The organism is Desulforhopalus sp., assembly GCA_030247675.1.
Taxonomy (GTDB): Bacteria; Desulfobacterota; Desulfobulbia; order Desulfobulbales; family Desulfocapsaceae; genus Desulforhopalus_A.
This window is the reverse complement of sequence record JAOTRX010000012.1, coordinates 70,158-90,859: the sequence shown is the minus strand read 5'-3', so window position 1 is coordinate 90,859 and position 20,702 is coordinate 70,158. Positions and strand designations below refer to the sequence as shown.

Genomic DNA, 20,702 nt, shown 5'->3' with positions numbered 1-20,702 from the left:
CCGAGGATAGCTCTCAGGACACCGAGGTAATCCGTTCAACCGTCGCTCCGTTCTTCCACAGCATGTCAACAAGCTCATCATTATCGCTTTCCCTGATCTGCACCGTCACCAAATGGTGGTCGGCGCTGTAGCCGTAGTGCTGGGTAAGGGCAAGGACCTCTTTATTCTGTTTTTGGAAAACCTTGACCATCTTATAAAAGGATTCGGGGCTATGATCGATTTTCAGATCAAGGCGGGTTCCAGGTTGTCCGCCGGTCATGATCTCCAAAAAGGCATCGAGGATATCGGTTATACTGAGGATGCCGACAACCTTCATGTCTTCGATCACCGGTAAGCCGTCAACCTTATTGCGGCGCATCTTCCTGATCGCCTCGACCAGGGTATCATCCGGCCCGACTGTGATCGGCGAAGATGTCATAACCGTCCGTATTTCCGTATGATCGGCAATAAAATCTTCTTCTCTTGCACCCTCGGCATCAAGAATTGATGGCATTACCTTTCTCAGATCATGGGGGCTGATAATACCCACCAAGATCCCCTCTTCAACCACCGGTAATCTCCTGATTTTATGGCCCTTGAGCAATTTCTCGGCGGCGGCGACAGTCTCATTCGGCGCCACAGTGACAACCTCGGTACCCATCCATTGTTTGACGAACATTACTGCATTCTCCTCTCTCTTTCTTGGATTTATACCTGCTCAACCGGCATCGCCAGCCGGCTATTGCTGCCCGAGTGAAATTCTAATTTTCCGGTGTCACCGTTGAGGGCAAAGTGCCCTTCGACATAAACCTTTTTTAACGTTGCCTCGATATTGCCAATCCGAATGACCGCCCCGCTCTGAATTATCCCGTTTATGGTAATTCTTTGTCGGCAGGCGTAGCGTAGACCACCCGACCGGTCGTGTTCGTTTACGCCGGGCACGAGATTGTAAGCCATCAGCGAGGCCTTGGCGTCCTCCAGGTCTTCGGTAAGTTCGTCCAAATCCTCATTGACTACGTCCGACCCGAAACGCCGGTGCCAGGCGTCGACGGCTGCCTGGGCCTGGTGATAGGTCCTTAACAACGCAAAATGCCTCGCATACCGTTCCGGCATAGTTGCCGCGGCCAGCAGTGAATTGGGACTGGTGTCGGTGTCAACGTCGTTGACGGTTATGCTCCCGCCGGCGAAAAGGTCTGAACTCACCACCTTGGCCTTCGAGGCGTATATGATATCGCGCAGGCACCTGATCTCGGCATAATACGATTCACGGGCTACCCGCACCGAACCTTTGCTGATGATCGAGCCATTGTCAATCACCGCCACATCGACATCACCAGCGGCTTCGATAGCGGCCTCATCCCCCATCACCCCGCCTCGGATAACAACATTGCCCTGGCTGATTACCCGGGCCGACTCGACACTGCCGCCGACCACCACATCACCGCCGGCAGTTACCTTGAAACCCGGCTTGACCGAGCCACTGATCTCAACGGCATCGCGCGATGCAACATTGCCGGTGTGAAAATCAATATCGCCGGAAATAACCAGCTTGGCCGTTACCTTGACACAGGTATCGGTAATCACCGACAACACCCCGCCAATAGCGGCGTGGATCTCCCCGGTTTCGGCGTTGAAGACAATATCATCCCCGGTTTTAAGTACCAGATCTTTGCCTGGTTTTTGCGGTAATTCATGGCCAAAGACGTTGATGCCGGCAAGACCGGCGGTCGCCGGAACCTTGGTAGCCAGAAGCTGGCCCTTATCGACGGGGATGAACAGGTGCCGTTCGCGAAAGTCCATATGGCCGTCACCAATCTCCTTACCGGCTTGCTCGCCTACCGCGATAGCTATTCGTAACCAGGCATCTTCGCCTTTTACCGGCAGGCGCCCACGGGCGACAACCTGATTTTTCAACGGATATTTGTCGATTGTAACTGCAGCGATGGCGGCTGCTATGTTTTTCTCTCTTATCCCCCAGCGAACGCCGGAATTTTTAAGCATCTCCAGAAGTTCATCAAGACTCGGCAGATCGCCACCCTCAAGCGGCGGATACAGATTCATCTTGGCGGTCCAGCCATCGTCGCTGATCTTAAAAAGTGGTTCTACATCGACAATTATCCTTTCCCCTTTGCCCTCCTTCATCCGCACCAGCTGTGGATATCCGGGGGCTGAAGCAAGCAAGGCCAGCTTGTCGGCGGAAAACTCGACGAAGTCACCTGGGATGAGTTCAATCTCACCATCTGCCGGGTTTCCCTGTTTAGCGGAGGTCTGGCCTCCACCTTCAAGGGCAACCAGCATGGCGCCGCGGGGCATCAATTGACTGACGGAAAAGGCCTGACGCTCCTCGCCATCACCAAGAGTCATCACCTCGGTACGGAAAAAAATTTTCAGCCTCGCCACCGGCAGATGCCTCCCCTTCTCTCTATTCTTTCCTTACTTCTCTAACCACAAATCACAATACGTACTAACTTGCTTCTATTATAACACATTTTTCAGGCAATATCTGCGCCACCTTGATTTTTCACGGTTTTTCAGCATTTTATCGTGGATAGAGCTTACCAGTATATTGCAATAATCCACCCATCTCATTGAAATATAAAATAGAATTATTTCCCGAGCCAATCGGCAAGACCACTTGCCCGCTCGATGTTTCGCGACAGGGCCAGAGAAAAAATCTCCTTTCCGGCAACCAGCCGGACTTCCTTTTTCGCCCTGGTAACGGCGGTATAGATCAATTCCCGGCTGAGAATCCGGTGGTCTTCCTCGGGCAGGACAACCAACACCTCGTCAAACTCGGAGCCTTGGCTTTTATGGATGGTCATGGCAAAAACCGTTTTGCAGTCGGCCAGGCGAGATGGCGGATAGCGGCGCAGGCCACCATCCGAGCCCTGAAACCAGACCTGCAGTTCGCCATTCTCTGGGCTGGGCAGGCAGATACCGATATCGCCGTTGTAGAGATCGAGGCCATAGTCATTGACGGTGATCAATACCGGCCTGCCGGGATACCAGGCCTCCGGTCGGCAGGGAAAGCCTCGGCGAAGAAGCGCCAGTTCCACCTGGCGATTAATGGCATCCACCCCGTGGTTACCGTAGTGCAGGGCACAGAGTACCCGAAAGCTGTGGAACTGCTTGAATATTTGGTGAATTTCCATGGATTCCAACCTGCTATTAACCAAGGCCATAAACCGTGCATAGGCGGCACTGATATAGCCGATCAGGTCTTCGGCCGGCAGGATGCGGCTCACCGGGCTTGCCGACGTCAGCAGCCCCCAGGCGGCGGTAGCATCAGCGCCATTAATGGTGGAGGCGAGCTGCTGGATATCGGTATCAAATCGATAGGTCTCCCGCAATTCCACGGTATTTTCCGGCAGCCCCCGGATGCAGTCGCCGAGCACCGCCCCCGACTCCACCGAAGCCAGCTGGTCCTTATCGCCAAGAAGAATCAGCCGTGCCCCTGGTTTGATGGCGTCCACAAGCTTGCTCATCATCGCCAGATCAACCATCGATGCCTCGTCAACCACCACCACGTCCCAGCCCAGGGGATTATCATGATTATGGCGGAACTGCGGCGAACCCCTCCGGACTCCGAGGAGGCGGTGCAGGGTGCAGGCTGAGGTCGGCAGGGCTTTCTGTATTCCTTCTGGTAGATTCAGCCGGGCGATGCTTGTGCTCATCGCCTCACTGAGGCGCATTGCCGCCTTGCCGGTGGGCGCGGCGAGGGCCATAGTCAGGTCGCGCTGACCGCCCGATTCATGTAATAAGGCGAGGATCTTAGCCACCGTTGTGGTCTTGCCGGTTCCCGGCCCGCCACAGATAATGGTTAGAGACCTTGCCAGGGCAACCTTGGCCGCCTCCCTCTGCCAGTCGGGTCCCGGACCCGGATGGTCAAAATACCTGCCGAGCATGGCATTATCGTTTGAAGATTCAATCGATATTCCTGCCATGTCGCGAATTTTTTCGGCCAGGCGGCTTTCGTACTGGAAGTAGCGGTGCAGATAGAGGCGGCGGTTATGAAGCACCAGCGGCGTCCGGCCGCCATCGGAAATCAAAGGATTCCCGGCAAGAAAGTCAATCTCCTCATCGGTCAGGGGCAGGCAGCTATGGCCATCTTCAAGGGCGGCGGAAACCCGGGCGGCCAGGTGGTAAAAGCGCTCCTTTACCGGTCCTGCAAGGCCGGATACATCGGCAAGAAATTCTGCAAAATAGCGATCCAGGAGAGAAAACATCCGGTCACTCATTATCACCCCCCCCCATCGCCTGGTCAAGCGCCATGACTTTCTCAAAGGAAGGAAGGCTGGCATAGACCCCACTGCCGGCAATGTCCGGGGTCATGCCGCGGACGAAGAGATAGAGAGCGCCGCCAAAATGGTCCTGATAGCTGTAGCCCGGCAGGTGCTGCTGGAGATGGCGGTGCAGCACCAGGGTGTACAGCCAGTATTGAAGGCCGTAATTGTGAGATTGCATGGCTGAAACCAGCTTCTCCGCCCCGTAATCGGCCAGGCTGTCACCAAGGAAATTGGTTTTATAATCAAGAACGTAAAACTTGCCACCGGACTCAAAAAACAGGTCGATAAAGCCGGTGAGATAGCCACGCATGACCCGCTGACCAAGCGGCACGAAAGTCGGCTCGCCTTCGAGAATAGCGTTGATTCTCTTGGTTTCCAGAAGGCCAAGGTGGAAATAAAAGGCCATTTCTTTGAGGCACCTTCCGGTATCGACTCCGGCAAGACGGAAATTCTCAGGCCCAGCCCCTTTCAGAAGCGGCGTCATCACCACTTGCTGGAGAAGCCTTACCACTTCGGCGGGATCGGCGGTTATCCCATAGCGGCGACATTTCTGCCGCACCAGCTGGTCATTTTCTCGGTCCATCCGGGCAATGGCGGCAAAACTCAGACCATCGAGCAGTTCATGGACAACATTACCAAAGCTGGCCCCGGCCGGCAGACCGGGCACCGGCACAATGCGGCCGGAGATGCTGGAAATATTCTCCCCTGACTCGCCGTATTCACTGAGCATGGCCATGGCCGAGTAGCTGGACATCTGCCAATCGGTATATAAAGACCGGCCGGAAGAGTAGAGGGGGCGTAGTTCGGGAAGGTTCGCCCTGGCGGCTCTGGCCACAGGTATCTCGTCGCCGGTAACAATCATCATCTGGGCCGTACCCAGTTCCGCCAGTGCCTGCAGCCGGGCTTCCTGCTCATGGTAGGGCAGAACGCCGTCCGGAAAAAGCAGATAGCCGAGGGCCGACTGGAAAGAATCGGCAACGGTACTGTGCCCTTTCACGTCCGCCCACATGGTGTAGCAGCGAATTTTTGCCCGGGTAAGGGCAACGTAGAGTAAACGCAGGTCCTCGGCCATCTGTTCGTCCATCGCTGCCTTCAGTCGAACCTGGAACTTTTCCGAGCCCAGATCAACCACTAGATGGCTATTTTCGTCATGGCCGGTCACTTGATGCTTTTCCCCGCCGAGCCGGTTGCTGCGGTACCACAAATAGGGGCAGAACACCACTGGGTACTCAAGACCCTTAGCGCCGTGCATGGTGACGATCCGTACCGCCTCTTCATCGCTTTCAAGGAGCAGTTCGGTGTTCTCGGTATTGCGATCATTTCCGTGCATCACCAGCAGCCACTGGCAAACCTGCCCCATGCCGAGATTTTCGGCGCTCTCCTCTTCCTGAACCAGTTCGAGGAGTTGATTGATATTGGCGATGGCCCTCTCAGCAAACCGGTCGCCGGCCAGGGTGACCAGCACCCCTTCGACGGTCAGCAGGCGGTTCATCATCGCCAGCAGCCCCTGCTCCCGCCAGCACTGGTGATAATCGAGAAAGCGGCCGTGGTAGAGGTTGCACCGTGCCTCATCGCCAAAGAGCTGATACAGGTCATTGCCGCTAAGGCCAAACCAGGTGAGGGTCAAGGCCGCCCCCAGCTTTGCCGTGTCACCCGGGGCGGCAATGGCCTGGAGGAGAAGAATCAGATCCCGGCATTCATCGGTGTGAAACACCGATTGGCGGCTGTTGACCACCGCCGGGATGCCCACCTCGGCCAATGCCCGCTGATACGCCTCGGCCTGTCGGTGGCTGCGCACCAGGATGGCGATATCTCGTGGGGCAAGGGGCAAGTCTTGATCGGTTCGGACAAGGCTTGGCCTGGTAGGATCAAGAAGGCTGCAGATTTCAGCAACTGTAAAACGCAGCAACCGCTCACCCGCCCTGGTGCTTGCATGTCTGCCGCCGACCGTCTTTTCATCCTCGGCAAGAAGGCAATAGACCATGCCGGCAAGCGACCTTCCATCCTGCAACAGATCAATATCGCTAGGCTTTTTGGCGGCAACCACCGGGCGATAATCAAGGACCTCTGGGGAGAAATAAAAGGCCTGTGGCCGAGAGGTGAACAGTCGGTTAACCTCGCCAATCAGGAAGGGATGGGAACGGTAATTCTTTTCTAGGGTCAAAAGCCGTTTGGCCGAACTCCTTGCCAGGAAATAGGAGTGGATATCGGCCCCACGGAATTTATAAATCGCCTGTTTCGGATCGCCGATCAGATACAGGGCATGGCCGCCCCTGCCGAAGATGCTGGAAAAGATATGCCACTGCGCCCCGTCGGTATCCTGAAATTCGTCAATCAGGGCGACCGCATACCGGCTCCCTATCTGGCTCTGCAGCGCCTGGCCTGATTCTCCCTGCAGTGCCCGGTACAACCGGGCGATAAGGTCATCAAAGCCCATATTTCCCTGTTTTTCGAGGCGGCGGGTCACCTCGGCCCGAAGCTTTTCGGCAAGCTCGACCCGCAGGGTACGCAGCAAGTCCGCAGCTGCTGCCAGCAAGTCCGCGACATCCGCTTCGGGCAGTGGCCAGTCGGCGAGGCAGGCACGTTTTTTGGCCTCGCCGCGGACCTTGTTGCCATCCAGTTGTCCGGCGAGTTCCTGCCGTGTAAGAAGACCAATCTTCTCCGGCAGCGTAGCGATTTTCCCGGTAAAAAAATCATCCAGATCAAGCCACCACCGGTCAAAATCTTCGGTGAAATCCTTTTTGAAAAGGCCACCGGCAATGGCCTTTTGATAGAACAGCAGAAGCAGGTCGCAACTGCCCTGCCACCAGGTGTAAAGTCGTGCCATGCACCCATCCAACCGTGCAAGGACTCCTTCCAAGGGGCCACAGACCGGTTCGATCCGGCAGTCTTCTCTTCTTGCCAGGCCGACACTTGCCAGCAGGTGTTCCGGCCCGGGGAAGGCCTTCGTTAAAAGTCCGCAGGCCAGCGGCGGCAGTTGATAGACCCGGCTGCGCCAGAAGTCTTCGGCAATCTGCATTCGCACACCGTCGATGTCGGTGAGCAGTTCGACATCGAAGAGCTGGCCGCTCTCCAGGGCTTGCTCGACAAGCATGCGCTGGCAAAAGCCATGAATGGTGAAGATCCCGGCCAGGTCGATATCCGCCAGGGCCAGCTGCAGCCGGTTTAGGGCAGCATCTTTGTCGCCTATTGACTCGGCCCAGGATGCCAGGGTCGGGTCGGCCCCCGCACCATTGCCGGCAAAGGCATTGCGGGCCTCAACCAGCCGCGTCCGGATGCGCAGCCGCAGCTCCTCGGTGGCGGCCTTGGTGAAGGTTACAATGAGAATCCTGTCGATCGGCACCGCTTGCTCAACCACGACGCGTAACACCAGCATAGCGATGGCGTAGGTCTTGCCGGTGCCGGCGCTCGCCTCAACCAGAGTGATACCCTTGGTTAGATGACACTTGCCGACATCAAAGATCTCAAACTCAGCGGCCATCGGTACCTCTCCATAAGGGGCAGATGGTTTCCCGGGTGAGCGCCTCGAACTCTCCCCCCAGCACCTCTTCGGCGGCGGTTTCGCCGTACAGCAGGGCCCACTCCGGCTCGTAGCGGTTTTCCATCTTCTTACGATAGCTGGCGAGCGCCTTTTCCAGTGGCCCGCTGCGGGCTTTTGGACTCGCCAGCTGCCGGGCGTAAGCGAGTGCTGGTTCAACAAAGAGGGGGAGAGGGCGATGGCAGGCTTCGGTGTAAAGACTCAGCAGCCGTTCAAGCGTCGGCCCCTCATTTTCTGCAGTAAAGCGGATAGTTTGGTCGGCGGTGACGATAAAGGTGTCGCTCTCTGGACGCAACTGCCTTGCCAGGAGGTGATATATCCAGCCGGTAAGGAGGTCTCGGCCACGCAGAGTATGCAGGGAAAGTAAAAGAATCCCGCCTTGGTACTGATTACCCAGGCTGCCGGCGAGCCTCTGGCCTGCGGTATGGATATCGACCGGCATGGCGGCTTGTTCCTTCCCCAAGCCCAGAGCGGCCAGCCTTTCTAACAATCCTTCGATTTTTTTGCGCTTATCGCGAGCAGTTAAGTCTCCCGGCGCACCAAGGGGCCAGCGTCCTTCCGCCTGGATCATCTGAAAGGCGCCGGATAACCGGCCGCCAAGGCCCATCCGCACCAGCTCTTGATCAACCAGATAGCTGTCCAGTCCAGAGGGCACGAAGACCTCCCGCTCCTCTGGCAGGTCGTCGCCAAGATCAAGACGAATCCCAAGGATATTTTTGACAAAAAACTTTTGCGGGCTGGCGGCAAAAGCCAAAAGGTCGATAAGGTGGATAGTCGCCGTTGCGACACTCTCCCTGGTAATCCGCCCCTGCCACCAAAGTCCCCTTACCTTGCCACCATCTTGCATCGCCGCCGCGGTCCTGCAAAAATAATCATTATAACTGAACAATTTGCCATTCCTAGCATCAGCAAAGTACTTGCCGCTGAAGGGATGCAGCGGGTGATTGACCACGAGATCCCCCGCGCCGTATGAGGTCGCAAGTGCCTCAAGAAATTCAGCCAGTACCGTCGAGGGCGGAATCGCTTCACCGTTTTTAATCGATTGGCCTACGTAGCTGAGATACAGGTGCGATCGCGCCGCCAGCACCGCCTCAAGGAACTGGTAGCGATCGTCGGCGCGGGGCGAGCGGTCGCCGGGACGAAAATCGCCGGCAAGCAGATCAAAGGTATCGTGGCGGTCGTTTTTCGGAAAGGCACCATCGGACAGGCCGAGAAGACACACCACCCGGAAGGGGATCGAGCGCATTGGCAACATCGAACAAAAGGTCAGCTGCCCCCGGAGAAATCCGGAACTGGAGCGGCTCTCCTTGGCTGAAAGCCTCAACCATTCATGGATGACCGGAAAGCCAACCGGACTCTCATGAAACCTGCTGAACGACTCGGCCGGTTCCGCGAGGATAGAATGCAGTTCAACGAGATCCCGGTCATCGGAATCGCCAAACAGTATTTTGCTGTAGTGCAGCAGGAAAGTCGACCACGAAGCTATACTCTTTGGCTGGCGGAAGTCGCCACGGGCCTGTTCGAGCACCTCGATAAACCGGCATAGTCCGCCAAGCGGCTGGGCCCCGCGCCCTTCAATATCAGGATAAGGGAGTACCCCGCATACCGGTTCGTCAACGGCAATGGCATAACCCATGAGGAGGCGCTGCAGGCCCGCCCGCCAGCTGGTCTCGGCAAATGCCGGCAGGCCATCTTCTTGTCGCTGCCTGCCGGACAGACCCCAGCGTATCCCCGATTTGATTATCCATTGCTGCAGGCTATCAAGGTCGGCTGGGACAAGGTGAAACTGGGGATAGACGGTGGGCTGGCGCAGTAAATCGAGCACCTCGCTCCAGCCGAAACGTCCAGTGAAGAGGTTGAGGAAACGCAGAAAGGCGGCGAGGGTACCGTTTCGCCGGCGCATACTGCGGTCGGCGATGGAGTGCTGGATATCGGCGAAGACCGCTGGAATAAGGGCGGCATACTCCTGAATATCAGGGGCCATGACGATGATCTCTCGCAACTCAAGGCCCGCATCCCGGTGCAGGCGAAGAAGCAGGTGATCCTTCAGCACCTGCAGTTCCCGCAGCCGGGAATGGCAGGAAACCACCCGGATCGAATCGTCTTCCGCCGACACGGCTGTCTGTTCGACATCGCCCCATCTGTCGTCGAGGAGGTCCGATTGCAGGCGTTGCAGAAGGGTGGCGCCGGTGTAGCCCTCTCCGGCAAGTGGCTGATCGTAGCCCTCCCATTCCTCGAAAAATTCGACCGTCTCAAGCAGCATATTTTGAAAATCCCGGCCCTGGCGACCAAGGGCGGCCAGCAAGGGGTGGTGCTCCGGCGGCGGTGCTTGATCCGCCTGCGACTGCCAGGCCATCCTCTTCAATTCTATCCGCCTGCTCTCCACATCGCCCCAGTAATGGCGGCAGGGAGACAGCAGCAGGAGATGAATATCCATATGCCCGGCAAGGCTGTTGAGATATTCGAGGAAAATCGGCGGCATGGTATGCAAACCAATGACCGAAATACGCTTTGGCAGGCGCTGCGAGAGATCGCCTTCGCCCCGAAGCGTGTCGATCACCCGGCGAAACAGCATCCCCCGGTGGGTACCGCCACCCGGTTGGGCAAGCAGCAGTCGCCAGAGCGCCGCCTGCCAGGGCTCCGCCGGATGGTCTGACACTAGCTTGCCGGCCTCCCAGCTGGTCAAGAACTCGGGACGGAGCACCTGGTATTGATCAAAGATATTGGCGAGGCGGCGGGCCAGTTGAAAGCACTTCAATTCACTGTTTTCACCGGTCAAATAGCTTGCAAGCGGTTGAAATTCGACGCTTGTATTGTGTCGTAGCAGATCATCGAGGCGCCAGCCTAAAACCTGTCTTTCGAAACCGTCGGGGCTGATGCCAAGATCAAGCCGTTCGGCGATATAACCGAGGAAATTAAGCGGCAGGAAAAATTGAAAATTACAGAAACTGCCGAATCGGTCGGCAAGGCCCTGGGCAACCATCCGTTCCATGCCCTGGCTCTGGATAAGAAACAGCTCGGGAGCAAAAAAATCCTCCTGCCGGTCCTCCTCCAGAATAAAGGCTAAACGTTGCAGCAAGGTCTCCGTGCGATTGGCAACATGCAGATAGAACATGGCAGACCGTTATGAATAATTGGCCAAAGCACTCTGCCGGTGACCGAGAAATAGTCGCCGCACCGTTTCTCCCGTTTACAGAGCAGGAAAGTCCCGTTATTATTTGCCCTCTATGCCTGTACCGGCATATTCATAAATGGCCAGAAAGAGTCCGGCCAGAATGCCGATGGCAAAAAACAGCCGCAGGCGGCGATCCCATGGGATCTTGTGGCCTTCCGCCATATATTGCAAAAGGGCGATGACAAGATAGGCAATACCGGCCACGTAGGGAGCGGTCTGAATGATCTGCCACGACGTTGCCGAGACTGTGGCCAAAGCATCGGCCCCAAGACGCAGGTTGAAAAGCAGATACAGCGCCGCTGAAAGATATAATGTAACTTTTCCTTGAAGATTACCCATATGAACTCACTCGATACCCTCTATTTCCCGGGAACGGCCATCATATCCCTGCGCCAGTACCCAATTTTTCTCTTATTTCAAAATCTTCTCATCCTTTCGCCGGTGGAAAGCGATCCAATCGAGAACGGCAAAGAATCCCCAGATAGTTTCATTAAATCCGGGTTCTGTCAAGTAGATACTCCCTGTCCTCTGGGCACCGAACGAAATCGTTTTCTTCGTTTGGTAGAGGACATAAAGACCCGCAAAGACGATTACTCGGCCCAGCTCAGTACGCTCACCATAGCCGCCATGACCGCCGGTGCCGGCCAGGACGAAGAAACGGAACGATCGATCACCCGCTCCCTTTTCCCAACCTCCGAACATTTCGGCGAAACAAGGGAAAAGCAGGCGCAGGACAAGCTCTGGCAGGCCCGGCTGATCCTAGCGATCGGCGAACTTCTTGACCACGAAGAAGAAGAAATCGCCCTCAACATGGCCATCCTTGAGGAAGAGGAGAAGGAACTTTTCAACGAGTTGCAAGGAGAGGAAGATGGTGATGAAGAAGGGAATCCCTTTGAAGAACTTGCCCGGCTAAGGACAACCTCGCGGAGCAGCTACATTGGAAATGTCAAAAAAAGGTTTGAGGCATGGAAGGCGCTGTTTCTTGCCGGAACTTCTAAAAATTGTGAGGTTTTTCTTACCAGCGGCCAGGAGCAGGGAGATCTGCTCCTTGACATGTATCAGGAAAGGACCGGACAGCCTCCTCTCTCAGTCGCCCGTTTCAACTTGCCGACCTTCATCGGCTGGAATAGCGGCGAGGCTTGCATAACCATTCGTGATTTCACAACCCGGCACCTGCTCCTGCTAAAGACCATTGAGGAACAGTTACAGGCATTGATACATCACCAGCCATACCATAGCGAAACGGCTGACCGTCTTGCCGCCCTCAGCAGCGATTGGGACAGTCAACTCGCCACCGATTTTCCCGAAGAACAATTTGGTAGGGTTCCGGTCAGCTTCTATCTCTTACCGGGCTATCCGTGCGCAACTCTTCTCGGAAAAACGGCAGACGGCAACAATACGGGGAATAACGGCCTGCTGGCAATCATCGGTTGACAAGCTAACCTGCCAGCAGGGGAAGCCAAAAACCTCTAACTATTTACCGCAGGTATAGGGATTAATGGTCAAAACCGGGCAGGTTGCCGAGCGCACCACCTTATCGGCGACGCTGCCGAACATAATCTTTTCCAGCCCTTTATAGCCATGAGTTCCCATGATAATGAGGTCGGCCTTGACCTCCCGGCTGTATTCAACGATCTTCTCCGGAACCTCCCCCATAAAGACCTTGTAATTCAGTTCCTTCACCCCTGCTGACTCACAAAATGCCACCATTTCCCCACAGAACGATGCCATCTTCGCCTCGGCGCTCTCAATCAATTCCCCCTCCAGGGTAGGCAGAGACATCTGCGGCACAAAAAATCCGGAATAGTCCTCAAAATTCTGGACGACAAAGACCAGATTCATCGAGGCCCCGAATTTACCGGCGACATACGCCGCCGACTCAGCGATCACCCGTGAATTATCTGAGAAATCTACGGGCGTTACCACTTTTTTGATCTCATTCATAATGCTCATACTTTCTCCTTTTTTAAACTGGTTAGCAATCCTGGCGCAAGATCTGCCTGCCCTTTTACCGATATTTTCTGTTCCCCCAAAAGTGCTGTAAACTTCTCTTAAAGGTATTTTTATCCAGTCGTAGTAATTCCCAAAATTCTTTATTATTAGAATTTTCTCACAGCATTACTCCAGATGCAAGCATTACATTGCCCCTTTTCCGCCAACGAATCACCAGCTAAATTGGTTTGACAAAACTGAATTTGTCGATATTTTCATAGACAGGCACATTGTGGTACATGGCCATTCACTTTAAAAAACCAATCGACCCAAACCTAAACAACTTGCCCGGCTGTAAGTCCGGCGATAGAAACGCCCAAGGCGTATCCCTTACAGACCCGCAACCAATAGCAGAAAAGAGGTTCACCAGTGACAATCATCAAGGCCATATCCATCAGTGACAGAAAGGGAACACGGAAAAACAATATCGAGGCAACCAGACTTATCGCCGATTTCGGCCTGGAAAACGATGCCCACGGCGGCAAATGGCACCGCCAGGTGAGCTTTCTCGCCGAGGAAAGCATCCGCACCATGCGAGCTAAAGGTCTTGACGTCGTCGCCGGCAATTTCGCCGAAAACATCACTACTGAAGGAATTGATCTTACCAGCCTTGAGGTCGGCAGGCATATCAGCATCGGTGGGGCGGAACTGGTGATATCACAGCTTGGCAAAATCTGCCATACCCGTTGCGCCATCTACCATCAGGCGGGAGATTGCGTCATGCCGCGCGAGGGAATTTTCGCGGTGGTTGTGCGGGGAGGCGCCATCCGGGTCGGAGAAGGTATTGAAGTAGGAGGGAAAATCTCCAGCTCGGCGGCCATAATCGGCAGCAAAGAAACGGAACAGACTCTCGGCGAGGAGCTGCTGCGGATTGTCCGGGAAAAATTTGATCCGGCCTTCGTCCGCTTCGACGCCATCACCCAAAAGGAGGGCGGCAGCCTGCCGGCCATCCTCGACGACCTCACCACCACCCAGAAAACCACCGATATTATCGTCTTTGACCCAACCGGAAACCTTGGTCTGGCCCTTGCCGGATACAGCCGCAGGGAAAACCAGCATAACTGCTATCAGCGGGAGACCTCCTCCATCTATACCTGCCGGTCGGTGGCCGAACTGGAGGGGCTCTTCTAAGTCTTAGTGCAAAAGATCGTTGATGATCTTGCGGTATTTCCTCTCGATAACGTGGCGTTTCTTCTTTAAGGTGTTGGTAAGCTCCTCGCCAAGTTTAAACTCCTTTTCAAGAAATACCACCCCCTGAAGTTTTTCGTGTGGTTTGAAGCCCTGTTTCGGTTTCAGAAAGCGGTTCATCTCGCTGCGTACCAGATCAAGCACCTTGGTGTTGGTGAGAAGCTCATCCTTTTCCCGCACCAGGCCGCTCATCTTCTTTGCCACATATTCCTTTAACTCATCGATATTCGGAACTAAAAGAGCACCAAGGGCCTTTTTATCCTGCCCGACGAGAATGGCGTCCTGAATAAACGGAAACTTGGTCATGACATTTTCAATGCGGGTCGGATCGACATTCTCGCCGCTTGACAGGACAATGATCTCTTTTGCCCGGCCGGTGATCACCAACTCACCCTTGATTGTCATGCGTCCCAGGTCACCGGTCTTGAAAAAACCGTCCTCAGTGAACGACTTGCGGTTTTCGTCGTCATTTTTATAATAGCCCTTGGTCACTTGGGCGCCACGGACCTCAATCGTCCCTTCCACGCCTGGCGGCAGCACCTTGCCATCTTCGCCAACCACACGCAGCTCGGTCCCCGATACGGCCGGGCCGACCGTTCCATAGGTCCGGCAGGTAATCCCCCGTCCGGCAATGGCCGGGGAGCACTCGGTCATGCCATAGGCATTGACGATGCGAATGCTGACCGCATCGATCCATTCCTCCAGATAGGTGGCCAGGGTTCCGCCACCACTGATTGCCAGCCGTAACCGGCCGCCGAACCGCTCGCGGACCATGGCCAGTTTTTTCTCGGCCAGATAGCTGAGCGGCAGGAGCAAGGCCATTTTTCCGGCGGCAAGGGCCTTGCCGAGAAATTTCCCGACACCCCCGCCGTTTGTATAGACCGGCAAGCGTCCGAGAACCTTTCGTCTATTGCGACGGTAGGCGGCAGAGATCCAGATCATCATATTAAAAAGGCGCTCAGCGAGCCGCCCTTTTTTTCTCACCGCCAGGTTAACCTTGGTATACAGTGATTCCCATACCCTCGGCACCGTAGCCACCAGGGTCGGACGGTACTTCTCCAGGTCCTGGGCAAAATTCTTCACCGAGGAATAGACCAGTGTCGTTCCCCTGGCCAGGGCCACATATTCGGCGGTTCGCTCGAAAATATGCCAACTCGGCAGGATGGATAGCCAAATATCACTCTCGGTCAGCTGGATAATATCGGGCAAGGCCAGCACATTGTGCATGACATTGCCATGGCTCAACTGTACTCCCTTAGGCAAACCGGTGGTACCGGATGTGTAGATGATGGTAAGAAGATCTTCGGCATCAAGCTTCTCCCCTTCCTCGACAAATTTGGCTATGTCCTTACTGCTGTAACGCCGATCGGCGAGGAGGTCGTTGTAGGAATACAAATTGCTGAAAAAGGTGTGCATCGCCGGACCAGCCATGACAAAGACTGATTTGAGCGGTCGATACCCGTGTACAAATTCCCGGTGTCTCTCCAGAAGGGCGCCTGTTTCTATTACCAGAAAACTGCATTCCGCATGCTCGATGATGAACTGCAGTTCCTGGGGCGGGGTATCCGAACCACGGGGCACCGTTACCGCACCAAAGGACATGAGGGCGAGATCGGTGACTATCCAGGCATATCTATTGTCGGCAAGGACCATGACCTTGTCGCCCCGGTTCACTCCGCGACGGCGGAAGGCCTTGGATAGCAGGACGACATCCTCAAAGAGTTTGCGATACGATACCCGGTGTTCTTCTTCGCCATCGGTATATATATAGGCGATGTTGCGGGAATACCGTCTGACCGTATTGACAAAAAAGGCGAAGAGCGACCCCTGATACGGATACTGGGGCAGCTCCATGGCCGATGCTTCGGCAGGTGACGCCTCGGTGGTGTTACCGGCAGCCAGGGTTTCTTCCTTCATGTTTTTTCTCCCCAATGCACACCAATGGTACCGAGCATGAATTTCCGGTAGCCGACGGCGACAAATCCTGCCTGTCGAAAGATCTCCGCCAGGTCCTCTGCCTTATAGAAACCCATTGTTGAACCGGTGAGATAGGCATAGGCAGCCGCATCGTCGGCCAGGATCTTGCCGAGGACCGGAATGCCGAAGCGAAAGTAGAGTTGCACAAAGGGATAGAGAAGATTCTTAGCCGGCGGGGTGGTGTCAAGGCAGACGACCTTGCCGCCCGGCTGCAATACCCGGTGCACCTCGCGAAGGACCCGTGCGGCGTCATCGACATTGCGCAGCAGATAGCCGAAGGTCACCGAGGCAAAGCTCTCATCGGAGAAAGGCAGGCAGTTGGCGTCGCAGGCATGCCAGCCAATGTCCTTGTCGGTAAAGCGCCGCTTGGCCTCCTGCAGCATATTCAGGGAAAAATCCCCACCGACTACCTTCGCCCGGGGATAGGTTTTCGCCATCAGTGCCGCAATATCACCGGTGCCTGTCGCCAGATCGAGGCTGCGGCCGCCATTGCCGGGGTCGCCGGCGGTGCCGACCACAAATTTTCGCCATTGCTGATCCTGCCCCAGGGTCATGACCCGGTTCATCAGATCATAGCGGCTGGCAATGGCATCAAACATCTTCTGTACACCCGGCCCCTTAGTCAAAACGCCCTCCATTCATCAACAAAAGACAATTGCCTGCCACCATCAGCACGGTGCAAATCCCGGTGTCCTTGGAAAAGGTATGACCTCGCGGATATTGGTCATACCGGTGACGAACTGGATCAGACGCTCAAAACCCAGACCAAATCCCGCATGGGGGGCAGATCCATAGAGGCGAAGATCAAGATACCATTGATAATCAGCAAGGGTAATCCCCGCCTCAGTCATCCGCCCGGCGAGGACCTCGTAACGCTCCTCACGCTGGCTGCCGCCGACGATCTCCCCTATCCCCGGCACCAGGATGTCCATGGCCGCCACAGTCCTGCCGTCATCACTCATCCGCATGTAAAACGGCTTGATCGCCGCCGGATAGTCGGTGACAATAAGTGGCCGTTTGAAGACCTCCTCGGTCAGGTACCGTTCGTGTTCTGACTGTAAATCAAGGCCCCAGCCAACCGGAAACTCAAAGGTTTTCTTGGCTGCCTTCAAACGGTCCACCGCCTCGGTATAGGTAATGTGCGCGAATTCCCCGTCAGTAACGCCTTGCAACTTCTGCAGCAGGCCTTTCTCTATGAAGGTATCGAACAGCTTCATGTCCTCCTGACAATTGTTCATGACATCATTGAGGAGGTACTTGAGCATCTCCTCGGCAATTTGCATGTTGCCGGCAAGATCGCAAAAGGCCATTTCCGGTTCGATCATCCAGAATTCGGCGAGGTGTCTGGAAGTATTTGATTTTTCGGCGCGAAAGGTAGGACCGAAGGTGTAAACGTCACCGAGCGCCAGGGCGTACACCTCGGCCTGCAGCTGTCCACTTACGGTAAGCCCGGCGAGCCTGCCGAAGAAATGGTCCTCCTCTCCCCCAGATTTCCCGGCCGTTATCTGAAACATCTCTCCCGCACCTTCACAATCACTAGTGGTGATTATCGGTGTATGCACCTGTATAAATCCCCGCTCTTGAAAGAATTGATGGACAGCGAAGGAAAGTCGCGATCGCACCCTTCCAACCGCCCCGAGAGCATTGGTTCTCGGCCTGAGATGACTTATTTCTCGGAGAAACTCAAAAGAATGGCGCTTTTTCTGCAGAGGATAGGACTCCGGATCCGCCTGACCGACCACCGTGATCGTGGCGGCATGCACCTCAACTTCCTGTCCCTTTGCCGGCGAGGACTGCAATTGCCCCTCGATGGTGACACTTGCCCCGGTGGTTAACAGCTTGACCGCCGATTCATAGTTGTCCAGTTGGTCATCGGCGATGATTTGCAGATTGGCAAGACAGGACCCGTCATTGATTTCAATAAAGGAAAAACTACCGGTATCGCGTCGCGTCCGTACCCATCCGCTTATGGTGACAACCTCACCCACCGGTTTATCCCGCAGGATATTCTTGATTCGTGTCTTCATGCCATTACCCCTTATGGGTTTTTGGGTGCTGTTGCCTCAGAGCCGAGGAATATAGGGCCATCTCGCCTCTTCCGGGCAGATGTTCTCCGTTGATCCCGGAGAGTTCGGCGATGTGTTTGGCAGCCACCCCACACTTGATCATGAGCAGGAAGAAAATCTCCCGGCTTTCTTCCGACAAACTCTCGAAATTACCCTGACCTTTGGAGATAACCAGGTCGGCCGCAGCAAAGAGCCGCCGGAATTCCTCGGAGCAACGTGGCAATACCGTACCAGGACATCGCGAACCATTGGAAATGATCCGGGCAAAACTGTCAAGGCCGGCGGCGCGGGCATCTTCCAGCAGGGCATCGTTGATTATCGGGCCGTCCTTAACGGCGAGGGTAATTTTAAGTCCGCGCTCAAAAAGGTACTTAATCAGGAGCCGGTCATAAACAATCTCGCCGCTATTATCGGCAAGGTATAACACTTCGGCGCCTTTGGCCAGGGATTCGATTCGTTCCTGCAGATGGGCGATGTGATCAACCGCCAATGGGTTGTTGCGGCAAGCATCCAAGGCACCGAGGATATCAACGGAGGCAAAAGCGCCGTAATCGATACAATTGCCGGCGATCGCAAAACGGACAATGGCCGCCAATTTCCCCCCGCCCCCCTCTATTTCATGAGAAATGGCCGGAATAATCTTCAGAGCCTGTTCATTGCTGGCAATTTTCAACTGCCGGTAAGGGTCGTCGTTGCCGGTAACTGCGGCAATGGCACGGTACACGTATTCGGCGTTGGCAGGCGGATCAAGCTCGCTATCAAGACCGGCAACAATTTCCGCCACTTTTTTTACAACCTCCATCTGTACTGCCGGAGAGCATCCGGCAACCTTGGCAACCTGCAGTGCTTGTCGGATAAAACAGGGTAGGCATTCGGCATCGGTCTTCACAAGAGATACTCCCGGCGAACGTTTGAAAGGGCGGCAAATACCGAACTTTTTGCCTGAGGTTCATCGTGGTAGAGCCTTTCCAGCAAGGCGCGGACCTTTTCCCGGCGAGTATCATCAGACAGGGGGCACGAATTTTTCACCGGATGGAGCTGCAATTCTTCGGCAATTTGTCGCACCTCATGTTTTTCGAGATAGGCCATCGGCCGAATGATTGACAGAGTCCCCCCAAACAGATCCTGGCGAGGAACCATAGTGGAAATATTGCCGCTATAGATGGCGTTGAGGAAAAAAGTTTCAATAAGATCGTCTTTGTGATGGCCAAGGGCAATCTTGTTACACCCCAGGGATCTGGCCAGGTCAAACAACTGGCTGCGGCGATTGCGGGCACAGAGAAAACATGTCCGCAGTTCCTCGCCAATCTCTTTTTCAGTAGTAATTTCCAGTGGAATACCAAAGGATTGCAACTGTGCACCGATAGTTGCCGAGGGTGCCTTCGGGACCACATCTTTTTGCCAGAAGCCATGATCGATATGGTGCATGATGAGGGTGAAACGAATCGGCGCCTTTTTTTGCCATAAACAGAGAACACAGGCAAGGGTAAGGCTGTCCACCCCGCCGGAAACAGCAACCAAGACCTTGTCACCAGCAGAAAACATCGAGTAATCATGCATCGCCTGGCCAATTTTTCGATTTAGCCGGGCTGGCAGCCGGTAGCTATTGCTCATTGTCGGTAAGATGGAGAAATACTCGAAAAGGGTGCTTAAGCAGTGGTAGAGACAACTTCACTGGAACGGAAACCTGCGGCGGCAAATGGCCGCAGGTTAATTTTTTTCTAATGCCGATTAATGGAGATAAGGGCATGCCGCTAAGCGCTCGGTAATACCCTGGTCAAGCATTTCTTCAACACTTATCCATTTAAACCCACGGGTCTGGGCCTTGTCGAAGGTAAGAACATTATCGAGTAGAGATTCCTGCGTTTCGCGAAAATCGGCAGCCCAGAGCACCGCACCGCTGCTTGCATGAATCAGGGCCATATGCACATCAGCGGAAGCCGGGTCATCGGAGGCAAATTCAGTTCCCTCGCGTTGTTTAAAACGCCGAACCGTCGTCACCAGCACCCCGTCACAGCCAACTTTCTTGCCGATAGCAGAAACCATTCCAAATATACCGCCGGAGACTTCCGGTGTCAGTGCTGCCGCGTGATTGGCAGTCACGACACGCACCTTGGGGTTTGTTCCCAGTTCACGAGCGAGTATTTCGGTTGCAAAAACAGCACCTTTTCCTAAGGAATTAGCCTGTTCCATACCAGGTATCTCATCTTTGTCGACAGCTGAGCCAGCCGGTAAAACGGCAATACAAGAAAGCGGCTGCAAAGGAGCTTGAGAGTGCTTACTTTCATCTATATTGGCCGAACACGACATTAACAATGCTAACCAGCAAGTGCTACCGACTAATATCTTGAATATTTTTCTCACGAAATCACCTTTAAATTAAAGCTGAGTTAAGCAGCTTGCCTGCTCAAACGAAACTTATGCCCTTGTGGTATAAACGTAACTTATGCCCTTGCGGTATAAGTAGCGGCGAACTCCTAGCCAATCCTTCTTGCCAACAC

General features: G+C 54.8%; 15 protein-coding genes. 2 read left to right on the top strand and 13 right to left on the bottom strand.

Annotated elements, in window-relative coordinates; translation table 11 throughout:
* Positions 1–13: 13 nt before the first annotated feature.
* The 6 genes from OEL83_20450 to OEL83_20425 form a co-directional block, all read right to left on the bottom strand.
* A complete protein-coding gene (locus OEL83_20450) occupies positions 14–658 on the bottom strand; it encodes a CBS domain-containing protein (protein MDK9709416.1) in 645 nt (214 codons plus the stop codon).
* A 29-nt stretch (positions 659–687) separates the two neighbouring features.
* Entirely contained in the window at positions 688–2,379 is a 1,692-nt protein-coding gene (locus tag OEL83_20445; protein ID MDK9709415.1) for a FapA family protein, read from the bottom strand.
* Between the two features lie 206 nt (positions 2,380–2,585).
* Positions 2,586–4,217, bottom strand: coding sequence for an exodeoxyribonuclease V subunit alpha (gene recD / locus OEL83_20440; protein MDK9709414.1), 1,632 nt, complete (start codon positions 4,215–4,217; stop codon positions 2,586–2,588).
* Positions 4,210–7,746 carry an exodeoxyribonuclease V subunit beta gene (gene recB / locus OEL83_20435; GenBank protein ID MDK9709413.1) on the bottom strand — a complete coding sequence of 1,179 codons (3,537 nt, stop codon included), beginning with the start codon at positions 7,744–7,746 and terminating at the stop codon, positions 4,210–4,212. The genes recD and recB overlap by 8 nt, the downstream gene beginning before the upstream one ends.
* Positions 7,736–10,918, bottom strand: coding sequence for an exodeoxyribonuclease V subunit gamma (gene recC, locus OEL83_20430; protein MDK9709412.1), 3,183 nt, complete (start codon positions 10,916–10,918; stop codon positions 7,736–7,738). Before recC ends, recB begins: the two co-directional genes overlap by 11 nt.
* A gap of 99 nt (positions 10,919–11,017) precedes the next feature.
* Positions 11,018–11,317, bottom strand: coding sequence for a hypothetical protein (locus OEL83_20425; GenBank protein ID MDK9709411.1), 300 nt, complete (start codon positions 11,315–11,317; stop codon positions 11,018–11,020).
* Here OEL83_20425 and OEL83_20420 point away from each other — a divergent pair, their 5' ends adjacent.
* Positions 11,318–12,412: a hypothetical protein gene (locus OEL83_20420; protein ID MDK9709410.1), complete on the top strand. Its 1,095-nt coding sequence runs from the start codon at positions 11,318–11,320 to the stop codon at positions 12,410–12,412.
* 39 nt (positions 12,413–12,451) lie between these two features.
* Here the strand turns inward: OEL83_20420 and OEL83_20415 are convergent, their stop codons facing one another.
* Positions 12,452–12,931 carry a universal stress protein gene (locus OEL83_20415; protein MDK9709409.1) on the bottom strand — a complete coding sequence of 160 codons (480 nt, stop codon included), beginning with the start codon at positions 12,929–12,931 and terminating at the stop codon, positions 12,452–12,454.
* Positions 12,932–13,339: 408 nt separating this feature from the next.
* Here OEL83_20415 and OEL83_20410 point away from each other — a divergent pair, with 408 nt between their 5' ends.
* Positions 13,340–14,101, top strand: coding sequence for an MOSC domain-containing protein (locus OEL83_20410; GenBank protein ID MDK9709408.1), 762 nt, complete (start codon positions 13,340–13,342; stop codon positions 14,099–14,101).
* Between the two features lie 3 nt (positions 14,102–14,104).
* On the opposite strand, the gene OEL83_20405 is transcribed toward OEL83_20410, so the two are convergent.
* The 6 genes from OEL83_20405 to OEL83_20380 form a co-directional block, all read right to left on the bottom strand.
* Positions 14,105–16,075, bottom strand: coding sequence for an AMP-binding protein (locus OEL83_20405; protein MDK9709407.1), 1,971 nt, complete (start codon positions 16,073–16,075; stop codon positions 14,105–14,107).
* Positions 16,072–16,761, bottom strand: a complete 690-nt coding sequence (ubiE, locus tag OEL83_20400; GenBank protein ID MDK9709406.1) for a bifunctional demethylmenaquinone methyltransferase/2-methoxy-6-polyprenyl-1,4-benzoquinol methylase UbiE — start codon at positions 16,759–16,761, stop codon at positions 16,072–16,074. The genes OEL83_20405 and ubiE overlap by 4 nt, the downstream gene beginning before the upstream one ends.
* 42 nt (positions 16,762–16,803) lie before the next feature.
* A complete protein-coding gene (gene asnS / locus OEL83_20395; GenBank protein MDK9709405.1) occupies positions 16,804–18,162 on the bottom strand; it encodes an asparagine--tRNA ligase in 1,359 nt (452 codons plus the stop codon).
* Positions 18,163–18,166: 4 nt separating this feature from the next.
* Positions 18,167–19,090 carry an ARMT1-like domain-containing protein gene (locus tag OEL83_20390; GenBank protein MDK9709404.1) on the bottom strand — a complete coding sequence of 308 codons (924 nt, stop codon included), beginning with the start codon at positions 19,088–19,090 and terminating at the stop codon, positions 18,167–18,169.
* Entirely contained in the window at positions 19,087–19,815 is a 729-nt protein-coding gene (locus OEL83_20385) for a tRNA 2-thiocytidine biosynthesis protein TtcA (protein ID MDK9709403.1), read from the bottom strand. The genes OEL83_20390 and OEL83_20385 overlap by 4 nt, the downstream gene beginning before the upstream one ends.
* Before the next feature lie 117 nt (positions 19,816–19,932).
* Complete coding sequence (locus OEL83_20380; GenBank protein MDK9709402.1) at positions 19,933–20,565, bottom strand: hypothetical protein; 633 nt, start codon at positions 20,563–20,565, stop codon at positions 19,933–19,935.
* Positions 20,566–20,702: the final 137 nt, after the last annotated feature.